We start from the raw sequence: 16236 nt of genomic DNA on the forward strand, positions 1-16236 counted from the left end.
CAGACAGAATTAGAGCGATCGCAATCTCAACTGCAACAGACTCAGACAGAATTAGAGCGATCGCAATCTCAACTGCAACAGACTCAGACAGAATTAGAGCGATCGCAATCTCAACTGCAACAGACTCAGACAGAATTGGAGCGATCGCAATCTCAACTGCAACAGACTCAAGTTGAATTGGAGCAATCTCAACTGCAACAGACTCAAGCTGAATTGGAGCGATCGCAATTTCAACTGCAACAGACTCAGACAGAATTAGAACTTTCTCAACAGGAAATTATAGCGATGCAGAGTAGTAAATTCTGGAAATTACGAAAAATATGGTTCTGGTTAAAAGGGCTATTAGGATTGGAAAAAGATGAATCAATAAAAAATAATTAAATATATACCAAAAAATGATGTGCAAAACTCTATTTTTATTATCTTGTAAATATAATAAATAACTAATGCTGCTCATATCAATTTACAATTATACCAACTTTAGATATAATTCTAGAGTTTAAATCAGTATAAGAGGTATAAATTCGCTTAACTACACTACATAAAACTTAACTTTAGAAGTTACGGTAGCTTTTATGTAAGTTATCACCAAGGATAAAATTAAATAATAACTTAAAACAAAATTATAGTTTGTCACTATCATTACAAAAGTAGAGAAATGTCAAAATCTAAAAATATAAATGCAGTTAGGTTATTTATCACATCGTTAGGCAATCAGTTTATGACTGAAATTGCCGAAATATTTGCTGAAGGCTTTAAAAAAAGCGGTCTTTCAGTAGAATTGCTTGTGGATAAAATACCCTCGACAAAGGTAGAGGATAATTTAATTCAAATTGTCGTTGCTCCTCATGAATTTTACCCGCTATATCTTGAAAAAACATTATCTACATCGAAAGTTTTAAAAGTTACTAAAAACGTTTATGTTTTAAATGTTGAACAACCAGGTAGTACTTGGTTTGAGATTGCTTATTACCCAGCTAAAGATGCTAAAGGTGTATTTGATATAAATAAACAAGGAGTTCAAGAATTTAATAAACGTGGTATTCCAGCTATTCATACTCCTTTAGGTTATGAAGATTTATTTTTTAAAGCAGAAAATAATAGTGAACTATCAAAACCAATAGATATTTTATTTATAGGTTCTCATTCACCAAAAAGAGAAATATTTTTATCTAAACATGCTGACTTTTTTAGTCAATATAATTGTCATTTTATTATGTCAAGAATCGATAAACCGAACTTAAAAACTACTCCTGGATTTTATTCAGGAAAGAAGCGAAATAAATTATTAGATTCTAGTAAAATTATACTAAATATTCACTTCGCTCATAGAACTTATTTTGAGTGGCATCGGATTTTAATGGCTATTAGTAATCATTGTCTAATAGTTTCTGAACAAAGTGATTATATTGAACCATTAGTGAGTGGAAAGCATATTGTAATGAGCGAAAGTGAAGATATTATTGAGTATTGTAAGTATTATCTAGAAAATGAAAATGCTAGATGTCAAATTACTAAAGAAGCTTACGAATTTGTCATACATAATTACACTGCACAGATGGTTTGTAATTCTTTAATTAATAAAATAAATAGTTTATAATATTTTAAAATGAAAATTGGTGAGGTGAAAAATGCAATTTGATAGTTTAGAGGTACGCAGAAATTCTTTAATTAGCCGTTTACAATTAGCCAAATTATCGGAAATTTTAGGCAATAATCCTTGGGTATGTGAAGCCAATTCTGCATACAAAGAATTTACAACACCATGTGTAACTGTAGTAATCACACTCTTTAACTATTCTGAATACATATATGAATGTTTGAATAGTATCTGTAAATCTAATGTTTCTGGTTTACCACAAGGATTTGACATTTTAGTAGTTGATGACTGTTCAACAGATAATTCTCAAAATTTAGTTAAGCAATATCTTGCTGAGTCTGACATTCCAATTTGTTTAATTAGTAAAGCTTTCAATACTGGTACAAGTGATGCTAGAAACATAGGACTAAAACTTGCTCGCGCACCCTATGTGTTTATGATGGATGCTGATAATTGGATTTATCCTAATTGTTTAACAACGTTATACAATGCGATCAAAGATTCTAATTATGCAGCTACTTATGGCATCATCAATAAATTTGAAAATGTAACTAAACAAGGATTAGGCTTTCTTTCCTATTATGAGTGGGATATACGCGAGTTAGTCAGAGCGCCATATATTGATGCTATGGCAATGTTTAATAAAGAAGTTGTTATTAAATTAGGTGGCTATTCCACTGAATTAATTGAATATGGCTGGTATGGATGGGAGGATTACGATTTGTGGTTAAACTTAGGAATGTCTAATTATAACTGTAAGCTAGTTGCTAACATTGTAGCAGCTTATAGGACTCATCCTAATTCTCAAATTCATACTACTAATAAATATACAGCGAACATCGCAAAATATTTTCATAAAAAGTTTGCCTTTTTAATAAAGAAATACGACGATTTGGATAAAGTTTTTGGATTTATAGTTGATACACAACTGGAGGAAAGGCAAATAGATTTGGAAACTACTCATACCGAATTGGATAAAGCAGATGCTCAGATTAATCTGGCAAAATTAGAAATTCATCATTTAAAAACGAAAATTGCAGCAATGGAAAGTAGTAAATTTTGGCAAATGAGGAAACTGTGGTTTAAATTTAAAAAAATAATTGTTTCCGGACAAAATGAGTAAATACAAGTGATTATGATCAAAGATTTAGGAAAAGAAATAATCTCAAACTCACTTAGAGGATGTTTGAAAAGTCATGATTAATGTATCAAATATTTTTATCCATCCTCCCCGATGCATTGAGGAGGGAACCGGATTTTTCTTGTTTCCCCCTAATATATCGGGGGGACTAAGGGGGGGTAACAAGGCGATTAAAATCACAGCCAATCACTTTTCAAACAACCTCTTAGGACTTACGCAAAAAGTCTTAAAAAGCTTAATTTATTGAACAGCCAAGAATGCCATCGCGTAGCGTCTCGTAGAGAATAATCGTAGATTTTGCGTAAGTCCTATCACTAAATAATTCTTCCAAAATACTAATTTAGCCAAAATCTGTGAAAGTCCTGCTCAGGTTCTACTTTGTGAAGATTAGAACAATACTTTTGTACAAGTTGCATAGGGAGCATCCATTTTTGGAAGAAACATAATTTTGGTACTCCAAAAACCCTACTATATAGTTCATCTAAAAAAGTAGATCCGCCGAAAGTGGATGCTCCCGTTGCATATCTGGTTATGTTAAACTTATAATTTCAACTAAAATGCAGGTTCAAGAAAAAATTGGTATTGTTTTAGCGACATATAATCCTCATATTGGATATTTTCAGAAACAGATCGAGTCTATTCAAAACCAGACTTGGCATAACTGGGTTTGTCATCTAGTTGATGACTATTCTCAACTTAAATATCAAGCTGAAATTAAAAAAATTATTGATAATGATTCACGATTTATCTGCCATTTTCATAGCGATAATCTTAAGCATTATTACAATTTTGAACGGGGTTTACAATACTGTATTCAAGACCCCAGAATTACAGCGATCGCCTTTTCAGATCAAGATGATATTTGGGAAGCAGACAAATTAGAAATATTGCTGACAGAACTACGTTCTAAACAAGTGCTTTTGGTTCATTCTGATCTGAAACTTATCAATAGTTACGACGAAACTATTCATCCTTCTGCCTGGGATTTTGAGGGACGTAATCCTGAAAAATCTACAGTAGAATTGTTATTACTTCGCAATGTGGTGACAGGATGCTCTTTATTATTTTGTACTTCTCTGATTCCCTATATTCTTCCCTTCCCCAAACATGAATTTGGTTGGCATCACGACTGGTGGGTAGCTTTAGTTGCAATTAAAAAAGGTAAAATCGCCCATCTTCGGCAACCATTAATCCGTTATAGGATTCACAATTCTAATACAGTTGGGGTAGTCCAAAATGCTGGGAAGATATACACTGAATTTATAGTATGGGCTAGGAATAAATATCGAATTACGGGTAAAAGCTATTTATTTCATTATAACTTAAGTAAAGCACTTGCTGATCGTTTTCAAAGTGAACCTAATTCAAGCTTAACTAATCCTTTTGATACTCTACGATTAGATTTTGGTTTAGGAATTCTGAAGCTTTGCTATCAAAGTTGGCAAAACAGATACGGTTCTGAAGGTATAGCTCTACGAATTTGGATTATTAAGGTTTTGTTTGATATTCAAAGAATTAAAAATTATATATTTAAGTTTTTGTCAATATCTCAATACAATAATATCCAAAATAAATGAATCAACAGCAACCTATTTCTGTGTCGATTATTTTAGTTAACTATAATGGAAAAGAGATTCTACCAGATTGTTTAAATTCTATAGAAAAGTTTATTGATATACCTAGCTATGAAATTATCATTGTAGATAATGCCTCTAGCGATAATAGCATTGAATTATTAGCAATAAATTACCCCCAAATTCACGTAGTTAAACAGATAGAAAATCGCGGCTTTGGAGCAGGAAATAATGCAGGTGCAAAGGTTGCTAGTGGAGAATTCTTATTTTTATTAAATACTGATACTGTACTTACTAGTAATATTTTACCCCATCTAATTGAGTTGATGCAAGAAGATCCACAAGTAGGAATTATTGGCCCAAAATTGCTAAATCCGGATGGTAGTTTACAAATTTCTGTTTCGCCAGCATTAGGAATCAAAGGTGAATATCAAGCTCGTAAGATGCATCAAGATTATTTAAATATCTCTCAACAAAGTTTAATTGAGCAGGAATTTCAAGAAATTAAAGAAGTCGATATTGTTGTAGGTGCTGCTTTTTTTATTCGCTCAAGTTTATTTCATGAATTAAGTGGATTTGATGAGAACTTTTTCATGTATTTTGAAGAATCAGATTTATGCCAAAGAGCGCAGTATCAAGGATATAAAATTATCTATACACCTCATGTATCTTTGATTCATTTGAAAGGATACTCAATTCAAAAGGCTGCAAACATAATGAGTATAGAATATAGGCGTAGCCAGATTTATTATTATCAAAAGCATCGCCCTTTGTGGGAACAAATTTTATTACGTATGTATCTTTTTTATAAGTTTTTTACTGAATTTATAACTACAAATAATCCTAACAGTCGAAAAATTATTGTTTTGTTATTTACTTTTAAAAAATCTGCTGTTCAAGGATCTTTATCTAATTAATATAAATAATTTTATTATGCCTATTTTAGGAAATTTATCTTTTGCTCCAACTAAACCGACAGGTTGGTTAAGTTATAGTCTGAATTTATTTAAAGAGCTAAAAACCTTAGATATTGACGTTTTAAGTCCAATTGAAATTTATGGTATTAAATGTCATCCGTCACCACCAGATATAACAACAGATTTTGGTATTAAAGGGCATTTAAAGCGTCTGCTATGGACGCAATTTCAACTGCCAAATATTTATCGGCAGATGAAGTCTACATTATTATTTTCTCCTATCCCAGAGGCTCCTCTATTTTCTTCCTGTTCTTATGTCGTTACTGTTCATGATTTAATTCCTTTAAGATTTCCACAATGGTTTTCTATAACGCAACGGCTTTATTGCAGCTATTATATTCGTGCTGTAATAAGACAATCAAAGCACGTTATTTGTGATTCAATCGCAACATCTGAAGATTTAAGCAAATTTTTAGAAGTTCCCGAAGACAAAATAACTGTGATTCCACTAGCGTATGACAGAGAAAAGTTTCATTTTTTTAATTTACCAACGCAAAATTATTTCCTTTATTTAGGAAGGCATAATCCTCACAAAAATCCTGAACGTTTAATTACCGCCTTTGCTGCCTTACCTAACTGCAAAGATTATGAACTGTGGTTAGCAGGGCCAAGCGATCGCCGTTATACCCCAATTTTAAAAGCGCAAGTTGAGCAACTAGGTATAACTAATCAAGTAAAGTTCCTAGACTATATTCCTTACAGCGAATTGCCAAAAATCATCAATCAAGCGATCGCTCTGGTTTTCCCTAGTCTCTGGGAGGGTTTTGGTTTACCTGTCCTCGAAGCAATGGCTTGTGGTACTCCTGTCATTACCTCCAATCTCTCCTCCTTACCAGAAGTAGCTGGCGATGCAGCGATTCTGATCAATCCCTACAACACCGGAGAAATTACAGAGGCTATGCAAGCTATTGCAACTGATTCGGAGTTGCGATTGCGCCTTTCTAGCCAAGGTATCACTCACTCTCAACAATTCAGTTGGGAAAAAACAGGAAAAGCAACCGTCGAAGTCTTATCCCGCTATCTATAAAAGAGAAACTAACGCGAAAATCTGGATGCAAAAATTTAGGATTTTGTCGAGATTTCAGATTATCTTGACTAATGGCTTCTAATTAATCCTCAATCCTTATGAAAGCACTAATTCTCTCTGGCGGTAAAGGCACACGTTTACGTCCCCTCACTTATAGTGGAGCAAAACAACTCGTACCAGTTGCAAATAAACCTGTTTTATGGTATGGCATCGAAGAAATGGTCGCTGCTGGTATTACTGATATTGGCATCATCATCAGCCCGGAAACTGGGGCAGAAGTCCAAGCGAAAACCGGAAATGGAGAATACTTTGGAGCGAACATCACCTACATTGTACAAGACCAGCCACTTGGACTTGCTCACGCCGTCCAAGTTGCCCGTCCTTTTTTAAAAGATTCTCCCTTTGTAATGTACTTGGGTGATAACCTGATTCAATTAGGTGAGTTACGTTATTTTCTGCAACAATTTAGCCAACAACAGCCAGATGCTTTGATTCTCTTACGTTCAGTTGCTAACCCTAGCGCCTTTGGTGTGGCTGAGATCGATGAAACCGGACGGGTATTACAGTTAATTGAAAAACCCCAAGTTCCTCCTTCAAATCTAGCATTGGTAGGGGTTTATTTCTTTTCTCACCTCATCTATGATGCGATCGCAAATATTCAACCTTCCGCCAGAGGCGAACTGGAAATTACTGATGCTATTCAATACCTAATTAATCAGAAAAAACAAGTTTTAGCCTATAATCTCCAAGGTTGGTGGTTAGATACTGGGAAAAAAGACGACTTACTAGAAGCTAACCGATTGATTCTTGACACATATCTAAGAGCATCAGTTCTTGGCGAAGTCGATTCCCAAAGTCAGATTATTGGGCGAGTCCAAATTGGTGCAAAATCTAAAGTAATTAACTGTACAATTCGGGGGCCAGTAATCATTGGTAGCAATTGTCATTTAGAAAACTGCTTCATTGGGCCGTATAGTAGTATTGCCAACAATGCCACACTCATTGATACCGATTTAGAACACAGCGTGATTTTAGAAGGTGCTAAAATTGCTGGAATTCATCAGCGTATTATTGATAGTGTGATTGGACAAAGGGCACAATTGACTCTTGCACCCCGTCGCCCCAAAGCCTTAAGATTTTTAATTGGCGATGACTGTCAAATTGAACTAACGTGATTTACTTGTTAAAAACAGGAAAAGCTACGGTCGAAATGTTACCTGTTAGCTGTAAAATACAAGCATTAAATTACTCTCACAATTAACACTGTGGCGGGTTACTCGAAATAATATTGATGAGCATTGTACAGACCAAAATCCCTGAAGTTATACAACTTGATCCCCAAGTATTTAAAGACGATCGCGGGTTCTTTTTTGAAGCCTACAACGACCGAAAATTTGCCCAAGAGACTGGTATTATTGCGAATTTCGTCCAAGATAACCACTCCCAATCTAAACAAAACGTTCTGCGGGGATTGCACTACCAAATTCAACAACCCCAAGGTAAACTTGTCCGGGCTATTGTTGGCACTATCTTTGACGTAGCCGTAGATATTAGAAAAAGTTCGACTACCTTCGGTAAGTGGGTAGGTTATGAACTCAGTGCTGAGAACAAACGCCTATTGTGGATACCACCAGGCTTTGCTCATGGCTTTCTCGTGCTTTCAGAAATAGCTGAAGTTCTCTACAAAACTACAGATTATTACGCACCTCAAGGCGATCGCACAATTCTATGGAACGATCCAGATTTAGCTATAGATTGGCCTTTGAGTACACCACCGATTTTATCAACTAAAGACGAAGCCGGGAAATCTTTGAGAACTGCTGAAGTATTTGATTAAGCTTGATGATTGCCTTAGGCTCAAAAACTAATTAGGATGAGTAAATTAATTTTGCTGATTGGTAGCAACGGTCAAGTAGGTAAGGAACTGCAACAAATACTCCCCTACTATGGCGATATTATCTCAGTAGAACGCCCAATAGTAGACCTTGCCCAACCCGATACTATCCGCAACGTCATCAGATCAAAACAGCCGCAAATCATTATTAACGCCGCAGCTTATACTGCTGTGGACAAAGCAGAAAGCGAACCCGAACTTGCTAGCGCTATTAATGCGATCGCACCTCTAATTATTGCTCAAGAAAGCCAAAAATTAGGAGCTTTTCTAATTCATATTTCGACCGATTATGTTTTTGATGGTAATCGGTATCGTCCTTACCAGGAAACCGATGCTACTAATCCCTTGAGTGTTTATGGTAAAACCAAACTTGCTGGAGAAGAAGCAATTCGGGAAACTTGCGCCGATTACCTCATCCTCCGCACTGCTTGGGTTTATGGAACCTTTGGCAAAAGCAATTTTGTCAAAACCATGCTGCGACTAGGTGCAGAACGCCAAGAAATCCGTGTCGTCGCCGATCAAATAGGTAGCCCGACTTGGGCGCAAGATATAGCCACAGTTATAGCCCAGACAATTCCCCAGTTAACCCCAGAAATTAGCGGTAGTTATCACTACACTAATAGCGGCATTGCTAGTTGGTATGATTTTGCCGTTGCGATTTTTGAAGAAGCACAACAGCTAGGCTTCCCTTTGAAAGTTGAACGTATTGTCCCCATTACTACCGCCGAATATCCCACACCAGCCCTTCGCCCTGCCTATTCTGTCCTTGCTTGTGAAAAAATCTCAGCAATTTTAGAAACACATCCGCCCCATTGGCGACAAAGACTTCGACAAATGCTTACAGATTTGAAAATCGGGAATGGAGAATAGGGCATTGTTCATTAAGTTTCTTCCCTATTCCCCATTCCCCACTCCCTATTCCCTATTTACTTTGACTTTTCAAAACTCCCGTTTCATGTTGTATTGGCAAAACATCTAAAATATCAGTTTGGGAACAATATTTTAAATCTTCGTGACAGTCAAGACGCAACAATCGTTGGCCATGACTAGCTTGGTGAAGTAATCCCAATAAGTTATCTTGCCACTGAGAATAAAGAGCGATCGCACTAATTACTTCATCATTACCAGCTAGTTCTTCTGGGGACAGCTGTGTTTGCTGTAAAAGACTATGAGCGATCGCACCTGCACAAACTGTATCTTCTAAAGAAAAACTACCTTCCCAACCAGAACCGACAATCCACACTGTCTCTGGTTGTTTCTCTAAAAGAAATTGCACCACCGCCGCCCGGTTAATTAAGGCTGCTGCTAATAGATTTGGGGAGTCTTGTACCCGTTGTAAGGCACGAGTACCATTGGTGGTACTGATAAACAAGCGACGCCCTTGCACTAATTCTGGTGTGCAGTCGAGGGGAGAGTTACCCAACTCAAAGCCAGCTACTTTCGCGCCACCGCGTTCGCCAGCCCGCAGACGTTTTTCAGAAGGCCATTTTTCGCTAACTTCAATTAACTGATCTAAATCGCTGAATACTTGTACAGCTTCGCCTCCAGCTGCCAAAACTGTCGCAATTGTGCTAGTGGCTCGCAAGACATCGACTGCGATCGCACATTCTGGCGCTTTACCCGTTGGAGTCAATTCAGGAGTGTGGTATACGAATAGCTTCACGCGCTGGATACACCTAGTTTAATACTACTACCGCAAATAACATTCTACCTAGTTGGTGTCACTAACTATAATCTCAATTCCTCCCAGAGAATTTTTTACCATCAAAAAGCATAATATTAATATGTTATTTAATACATGATGGGACTGAGGAATAAATCTGCTAGGGGTTTTAACTAAATTTTAAGAGTCTCTAATAAATACTCAAAAAGCCTATTTTTATCTGAATAGACTTTCAGACTGCCGCACTATCTAGTAATCTAAAACAAGAACAGACTTAATCTTTATGGGGAAAAAGTTACAGCTTCAAGGTTGCAGCGCGAAGAGACAGATATTTACTTGTTCCCCACTCCCCACTCCCCATTGAAATTGCTATGGCACCTTTACCCGATTACCGCCCTAAACAACTATCTTTAGGCCCATTGGAAGCGGAAATTTTAAATATCATTTGGGAACTTGGTTCAGTCACAGTAAAAGATGTACACGATCGCATTCTGGCTGACCCCAACCGCGAATTAGCGTATACTTCTGTCACTACTGTCTTACGTCGCCTCACTGATAAAGGTTGGCTAGCCTGCGATAAGAAAGAGCGAGCGTTTTACTGGCGGCCAATGCTGAGTAAACAGCAATCAGATGTCATCAAAGCCCACGAGCAGTTACAGCGATTTCTGGCAGTGGGTAACCCCGATGTTATTGCTGCTTTTGCTGATAGCTTAGATGAAGCAGCTAGTGAGCAAATAGCAGCGATCGCTAAACGCATTCAATCAGCACGCCAAGCCAGGGAGGAAAAATGATGCATCTGATGATGATTTTGATTGTGTTGGCAGTTGCCTGGTGGGTAAGATCCTCTTGGAATCAACCCCAAGGTAATTGGAGTATGCGGTGGGGGCGATCGCTATTTTTGTTCCTTTTCCCGCCCTTGCTAATTTTTATGACAGCGATCGCCGTGCTGTTTATGGGGCCCCAAGGACAAATGGGTGGAATGTACACAGGCTCAGTCAGCTATTTACTAGCATTAATTTATTTAGCATTTTTTGCCATTTCATGCATTAAACTCGCCTTTCAAGGTTGGCAGTCTGTAGAATCTGCTCGTAACTGTCCTCTGGTAAATTTGGGGGATAAACGAGCCAGGTTACTGCAAACGGGGGCGTTGTTTGCAGGTCAAATTGGTTTTTGGCAACCAGAATTGGTGGTTAGCCAAGGATTACTGCAAATTCTCTCACCAAATCATTTAGAAAGCGTCTTAGCGCATGAGCAAGGGCATCACTATTATAGGGATACATTCTGGTTTTTCTGGCTGGGCTGGGTTCGTTCCTGCACTGCATGGTTGCCGAATACAGAACCTTTGTGGGAAGAAATGTTAGCTTTGCGCGAACTTCGTGCCGATGGTTATGCAGCATTACAGGTAGACCCTCTGGTGTTAGCAGAATCACTTTTATTAGTAGTTAGTACCAGCCCAGTATTATCAGAAATTTGTTGTGCTGCATTGGGTTCCTCTGGTGTAGATCGCTTACAACAAAGAATAGAAGCCCTATTAGCACCTCCAGAAGCAACCCAAGTCTCTCAATTCCAATCTTGGCACGGTTTTCTTCTAGCATTATTGCCTTTAGTAGCTGTAGTATTTCATAATTAACTTGAATTTATAAAGCTATAGCAATCCTATTTTATTTGTGAGAATTGAAAGCCAAAAATCCCCAATTTCTTTGATAAATCGGGGATTTGTGCTAACGAAAGCCGCACTAACTATCTCAATTAATCGGCCTGAAATTATTCGAGTTTTAAGCAAAAGCGATCCCTTGAAAACTTCTTCTAAATGCAGATAACGGTAACATTAGTGGAGTATCTTAACACATTCTGATTTCCTGATCCACCTGCCAAAACTGGTTTCAACCTGATTATTTATTCTCTCACCAATATTGTTTGTTTATTTCCGCCCTGCTTTACTAGACCAGCGATTTAGCATCGTTAGTCAATTCTATTATATCCGCTAGACCCGCAGCATCTGTTATATCGGGAAATGTTAGCCCAAGTGGGTTGTCAGGTTGTGTTTGATTCTGTTCTGCCGTAGTAAGGTAGAACTGGTAATTACTATTCCCTCCTTGACCTTGAATCTGTATATAGTAAGTTCCTGGATTTAATGAAATGCTTTGAGTTGCTTCAGATATACTACTATTTTGATCATTACCAGTATTAGAACCAGTATTAGAAGCTAAAATCTCACCGTTTGCATTTAACAGTTGTTCACTGATGCTCCCAGAAAAGCTAAATTTATCTATCGTAACAGTACTGGGTTGATTTAAAGTGAACTGATAGTAGTCATTAGGATCGGATGAACTCACATGTTCCGATACTAAAGTATAATTTGAACCTATTGTAAGTTGGCGAGCAGTGTCTAATGTGTTCCCAGCGTATTCACTCGCAGCCTGACGTCCTTCATCCCTACCATATAAACTAAAGTGTTCGACTAAATTGATGCCTTTCAAAGAAGCCAAATCGGGATTATTTGCTTTATAGAAACCAGCATCAAAATAGGGTGAAGATTTACGCCCTTCATTTATTCCATTGATTTCAAACTGCTGCAACAACTGACTGTTGTTCAAATTAGCTAACTCTTGGTTATTATCACGATAGTAAGTAAAGTCAAAATAGGGTGAAAAGTCACGCCCTTCGTTTATCCCATATATTTCAAGGTGGTTCAAAAGTTGAGAATTATTTAGGTTTGCGAGATCAGAGTTAAGCAACTGATATTGTCCAGCACTGAAAAGTGGATCAAAGCTACGACCCTCAGTAATACCGTAGTTTTCCAGATGATTAAATAACTGCTCGTTGTTAAAGCTTGCAAGGTCACTGTTTTTAGCACGATAGTAGTTAAGGTCAACCAATGGAGAGAAACTGCGTCCCTCAGCTACACCATAATTCTCCAGATGATTCAACAGTTGGCTGTTGTTGAAGCTTGCCAGGTCAGAATTGCTAGACCGATAAAAACTTAAATTAATCAGTGGTGAGAAGGAACGGCCTTCATTTAAACCATAAGTCTCGAAGTGTGATAAAGCTTGAGCATCATTTAAACCAGCTAAGTCAGCATTAGCATCACGATAGAAATTGGCATTAAATACACTTGATATATTTAGGGACATATCATCAAACTTCCTAATATTTTGTACTCTTAATTTTACGTCAGTTCGACAAACCCAAAAAGGGATTGATACTTAGTTTAATAATTAAGATAAATGCCATCTGCTTACGTTTTTTCTAACAACTCCCGCTAAATTTTTGCACTCAGGGCACTAGGAACGCATTGCCTTCGTTGAATCAAAATATTACAATGTGCTATTTTTTACAAAATATTTTATAGCGCACCTTCTTTTTGTACGTATATACTGAATCTACAAAATGAAACTGCTGCGTTTCGGATTTTTACTCAGATATTTGGGCAAAACGTCACTACTTACTATGAGAATGAAGAGTACTAAATTCAAAGACCCTACTTGTTAAGGTAAGGATTATATTCGTGGTTGGTTGTAAGTATTTCATCCTCTGGTAAAAACGTTACCTACCTTAATACGCATTAACGTCGCGCCCCATTGGTGACAAATACCAAATACAATCCTTGACATCAGCACTCACGAACGCCGCCAGCCTAATTCTCGCACCGTCTAGCAGATGTTCCCATTACCCACCAAATACAAGTGTAAGGTTTCTTGTTCTAGCTGCGATATCTAACGACAAGGTGCTTTACGTCTACGCAGCCCTTATTTAGGATACGTATACCAAAATACACCTAATTCAGAAACTTCACAGTTGAGTCAAGCAACCATAAACCTCTGAGAGGTAATCTAGAATACAAAATTTAAAACCAATAAACTCCCCAGGCCGGATTCGAACCAGCGACCAATCGATTAACAGTCGATCGCTCTACCACTGAGCTACTGAGGACCACTCACAATTTATAATCTTAGGGCTAAAAATAGTATTTGGCAAGTAGTTTCGCCAATATTTTTTTTAGATATTATTTTTAGATACTCAATTTATAGAATTTTTACAGCCAAAACCCATTCAGGAACTTAAGCAGAGACTTTTAAATACTAATATCTACTGTAATCCCATTCGTAATTCAGCTAGACGCTGCCGCGCCTTAGCATCAATGGCATTAGCTAAAAACCTACTCTTAGATTGTTTGCGCGTATGATACTTCTGTCGCATCCGACAAACGGTAGTTTCTACTTCCCCACAAAGTTGTTGTGCCGACAACCATTCAGCCCCATACCCTTGTATCATCAGCTGCTGTGCCCGATCTGATGTAGCAACAATTACACGAGAAATTAAAGATTGGGCTATTTGCTGGCGCATAGACGCACAAGATTTTTCAATATAAGTATCTGCTGTCTGCCCAAAATCAGTGTAATAAACAGACAAAAGCTCAGTAATTACTTCTTTATTGCTAGAAGAGTTCTGATATTGGGCATCAAAAACTATTTGAGTTGCATAACCTTGAAAGGCACTATAACCAGTCATCGCTTCTACAAGTTCACCCCGTGCTGCCTCTAGTCCAACACTATCACGCGTTTTTTTAAGGCAAGGCCAAGCGCCAATTATATTGTAGCCGTCTACTAACAAAACGGCTTGCAGTAAGGAACGGGGCATGGTTTTTAATCACAATTTTCTAGAGTTAACAAAATTCATTCATAAGTTTTATAATAATTGATGCATAGTCTGTAACACTATGCTACACAGAATAAAAAATACGGCAGCCTCATAAACCTAAAACAGACATACCTACTTAAAACGCGCCTTTGTTTTAAAAGGCGCGTTGCAGTTCATTTTCAGTAGTAATGAGAATGAAGAGTACTGAACCAAAAGACCACCTATAAAGGGTGGAGCATGTACCGCTATGAAAGCCTAAGTACTTTTTACTTTACTCAGCACTGGCTCAACCTTAGCTATCTGCTAACAGTACTCAATTAAGAGGCTTCGCTGTGTACCTCCATTAGACGTTGTTTGAGGCGTTGAGGTTCACCCCTATCTACCAGAGAGCCTTTTTCTAGTAAGAAAGCGCCGTCACAGTAATTTAACTCGTCTAATCGATGTGTTACCCACAGAGCTGTAATACCTCGACTTTTGACAAGGCGGCGCACACCAGCCACTAAATCCAACTGGCTATCTGGATCTAGTAAGGCAGTGGGTTCATCTAATAATAAGACTTCACAGCGACGGGCGATCGCACCAGCGATCGCGACTCGCTGTTTCTGTCCCCCAGAAAGTGCGTAGATAGGGCGTCGTAGGAGAGTAAGCAAATTCACTGCTCCTAGTGCCTCTTCAACCCTGGCTCTAGTCGCAGCAGGTGGTAACTTTTCTTCCACTAATCCAAAAGCCACATCAGCACCAACCGTTGGCATCACCAGTTGATGATCTGGATTTTGGAAGACAAAGCCAACGGGGTGCAAAACCCGAATTTCCCCAGACTCAGGAGCTAATAACCCCGCCAGCAGTCTGAGTAACGTTGATTTCCCACTGCCATTTGTACCCAACAGCATCCAAAACTCGCCCTTGGGTACTTCTAAAGAGCAAGATTTGATAACTTTCTCTCCATTAGGCCAACTGAAATTTAAATCCTTGACCTCAATGCCCACTTGAGCCATTTCTCAACCTTGCTTACTCAGCAGCTACAGCGAAAAAGCCAGGAGGCCTACCACCACCAGGGGTTGTACCATCTTTCTGAACAATCTGCACCCCAGAAATTTCACTAGCGCGGACAGCAATTTTTTTCTCTGTCTTGCCCTCGCACTTGAGTTCCACAATGTCAGGGTTACCAGAGCGTATTGCTGCCAAAATCAGCTGATAGACAGCCTCAGCATCCTCTGCTGACTTACGTTGTACAGAAATAGGGAAAGCAGTGTTTCTGATGCTTAAATCGATGGTAAACATTTAGCAATAATCAAATTTAACTGTGGACTCATTTTAGCGTCAGCTGACTGATTCTAGGGAAATGAGCATTGGGCATTGGGCATGGGGACAAGGAGAAAGACTTGTTGCAAGTTATCACTTATGTCCCCTTGTCTCCCCTGCTCCCTCATCTGAATCAAAAATTAATTTTTATTACAAAACCCCTAGAAAAATTAACGATTTACACCTAATATGATTAAAGGTGTGTAAAAAATTGTAAACTTGGTTAACAACCCGGTTAACTTTCTGCTTATGGAAGGCTTTTATTTAGCCATCTATAATACAGATACAACCTGTACTTATAAACATTTGGAGATTTGCTCTAATGACCATCGCAGTTGGACGCGCCCCTAGTAGAGGGTGGTTTGACGTATTAGACGACTGGCTCAAGCGCGATCGCTTCGTATTCGTAGGTTGGTC

General features: G+C 38.0%; 15 protein-coding genes, 1 tRNA gene and 1 pseudogene. 11 read left to right on the forward strand and 6 right to left on the reverse strand.

From position 1 onward, the window contains the following. The 9 genes and pseudogenes from V7K25_RS27250 to rfbD form a co-directional block, all read left to right on the forward strand. Positions 1-381, forward strand: a pseudogene (locus V7K25_RS27250) (glycosyltransferase); the annotation flags it as partial. 277 nt (positions 382-658) lie between these two features. Further along, positions 659-1600, forward strand: coding sequence for a glycosyltransferase family protein (locus V7K25_RS27255; RefSeq protein ID WP_335162417.1), 942 nt, complete (start codon positions 659-661; stop codon positions 1598-1600). 31 nt (positions 1601-1631) lie between these two features. Beyond that, complete coding sequence (locus tag V7K25_RS27260) at positions 1632-2723, forward strand: glycosyltransferase family 2 protein (RefSeq protein WP_335162419.1); 1092 nt, start codon at positions 1632-1634, stop codon at positions 2721-2723. 575 nt (positions 2724-3298) lie between these two features. Beyond that, positions 3299-4318, forward strand: coding sequence for a glycosyltransferase (locus tag V7K25_RS27265; protein ID WP_335162421.1), 1020 nt, complete (start codon positions 3299-3301; stop codon positions 4316-4318). Beyond that, positions 4315-5232 (forward strand): glycosyltransferase family 2 protein, encoded by a 918-nt coding sequence (locus V7K25_RS27270; RefSeq protein WP_335162423.1) that lies wholly within the window; start codon positions 4315-4317, stop codon positions 5230-5232. The genes V7K25_RS27265 and V7K25_RS27270 overlap by 4 nt, the downstream gene beginning before the upstream one ends. A gap of 16 nt (positions 5233-5248) precedes the next feature. Continuing rightward, a complete protein-coding gene (locus tag V7K25_RS27275) occupies positions 5249-6319 on the forward strand; it encodes a glycosyltransferase family 4 protein (RefSeq protein ID WP_335162425.1) in 1071 nt (356 codons plus the stop codon). Positions 6320-6417: 98 nt separating this feature from the next. Then, entirely contained in the window at positions 6418-7494 is a 1077-nt protein-coding gene (locus tag V7K25_RS27280) for a glucose-1-phosphate thymidylyltransferase (RefSeq protein ID WP_335162427.1), read from the forward strand. Positions 7495-7610: 116 nt separating this feature from the next. After that, entirely contained in the window at positions 7611-8156 is a 546-nt protein-coding gene (rfbC, locus tag V7K25_RS27285) for a dTDP-4-dehydrorhamnose 3,5-epimerase (protein ID WP_335162429.1), read from the forward strand. A 36-nt stretch (positions 8157-8192) separates the two neighbouring features. Further along, a complete protein-coding gene (rfbD, locus tag V7K25_RS27290; RefSeq protein ID WP_335162431.1) occupies positions 8193-9083 on the forward strand; it encodes a dTDP-4-dehydrorhamnose reductase in 891 nt (296 codons plus the stop codon). A 52-nt stretch (positions 9084-9135) separates the two neighbouring features. On the opposite strand, the gene V7K25_RS27295 is transcribed toward rfbD, so the two are convergent. Then, entirely contained in the window at positions 9136-9876 is a 741-nt protein-coding gene (locus tag V7K25_RS27295; RefSeq protein ID WP_335162433.1) for a 2-phosphosulfolactate phosphatase family protein, read from the reverse strand. Between the two features lie 371 nt (positions 9877-10247). Between V7K25_RS27295 and V7K25_RS27300 the strand changes: the two genes are divergently transcribed. Then, entirely contained in the window at positions 10248-10667 is a 420-nt protein-coding gene (locus V7K25_RS27300) for a BlaI/MecI/CopY family transcriptional regulator (RefSeq protein WP_194042018.1), read from the forward strand. After that, on the forward strand, positions 10667-11506 hold the full coding sequence (locus tag V7K25_RS27305) for a M56 family metallopeptidase (RefSeq protein WP_335162440.1): 840 nt from the start codon (positions 10667-10669) through the stop codon (positions 11504-11506). The genes V7K25_RS27300 and V7K25_RS27305 overlap by 1 nt, the downstream gene beginning before the upstream one ends. A 310-nt stretch (positions 11507-11816) precedes the next feature. Here the strand turns inward: V7K25_RS27305 and V7K25_RS27310 are convergent, their stop codons facing one another. The 5 genes from V7K25_RS27310 to V7K25_RS27330 form a co-directional block, all read right to left on the reverse strand. Next, on the reverse strand, positions 11817-13010 hold the full coding sequence (locus tag V7K25_RS27310; protein ID WP_335162436.1) for a PPC domain-containing protein: 1194 nt from the start codon (positions 13008-13010) through the stop codon (positions 11817-11819). A gap of 727 nt (positions 13011-13737) precedes the next feature. After that, positions 13738-13809, reverse strand: a tRNA-Asn gene (locus V7K25_RS27315). Between the two features lie 156 nt (positions 13810-13965). Next, positions 13966-14517 carry an NYN domain-containing protein gene (locus tag V7K25_RS27320; RefSeq protein WP_335162437.1) on the reverse strand — a complete coding sequence of 184 codons (552 nt, stop codon included), beginning with the start codon at positions 14515-14517 and terminating at the stop codon, positions 13966-13968. Between the two features lie 317 nt (positions 14518-14834). Beyond that, entirely contained in the window at positions 14835-15512 is a 678-nt protein-coding gene (locus V7K25_RS27325) for an energy-coupling factor ABC transporter ATP-binding protein (protein ID WP_100901107.1), read from the reverse strand. Between the two features lie 13 nt (positions 15513-15525). After that, entirely contained in the window at positions 15526-15798 is a 273-nt protein-coding gene (locus V7K25_RS27330) for a hypothetical protein (RefSeq protein ID WP_012410874.1), read from the reverse strand. Between the last annotated feature and the right edge of the window lie 438 nt (positions 15799-16236).

Origin of the sequence: Nostoc sp. (genome assembly GCF_036919495.1) — a bacterium.
In the GTDB taxonomy this organism is placed as follows: Bacteria; Cyanobacteriota; Cyanobacteriia; order Cyanobacteriales; family Nostocaceae; genus Nostoc.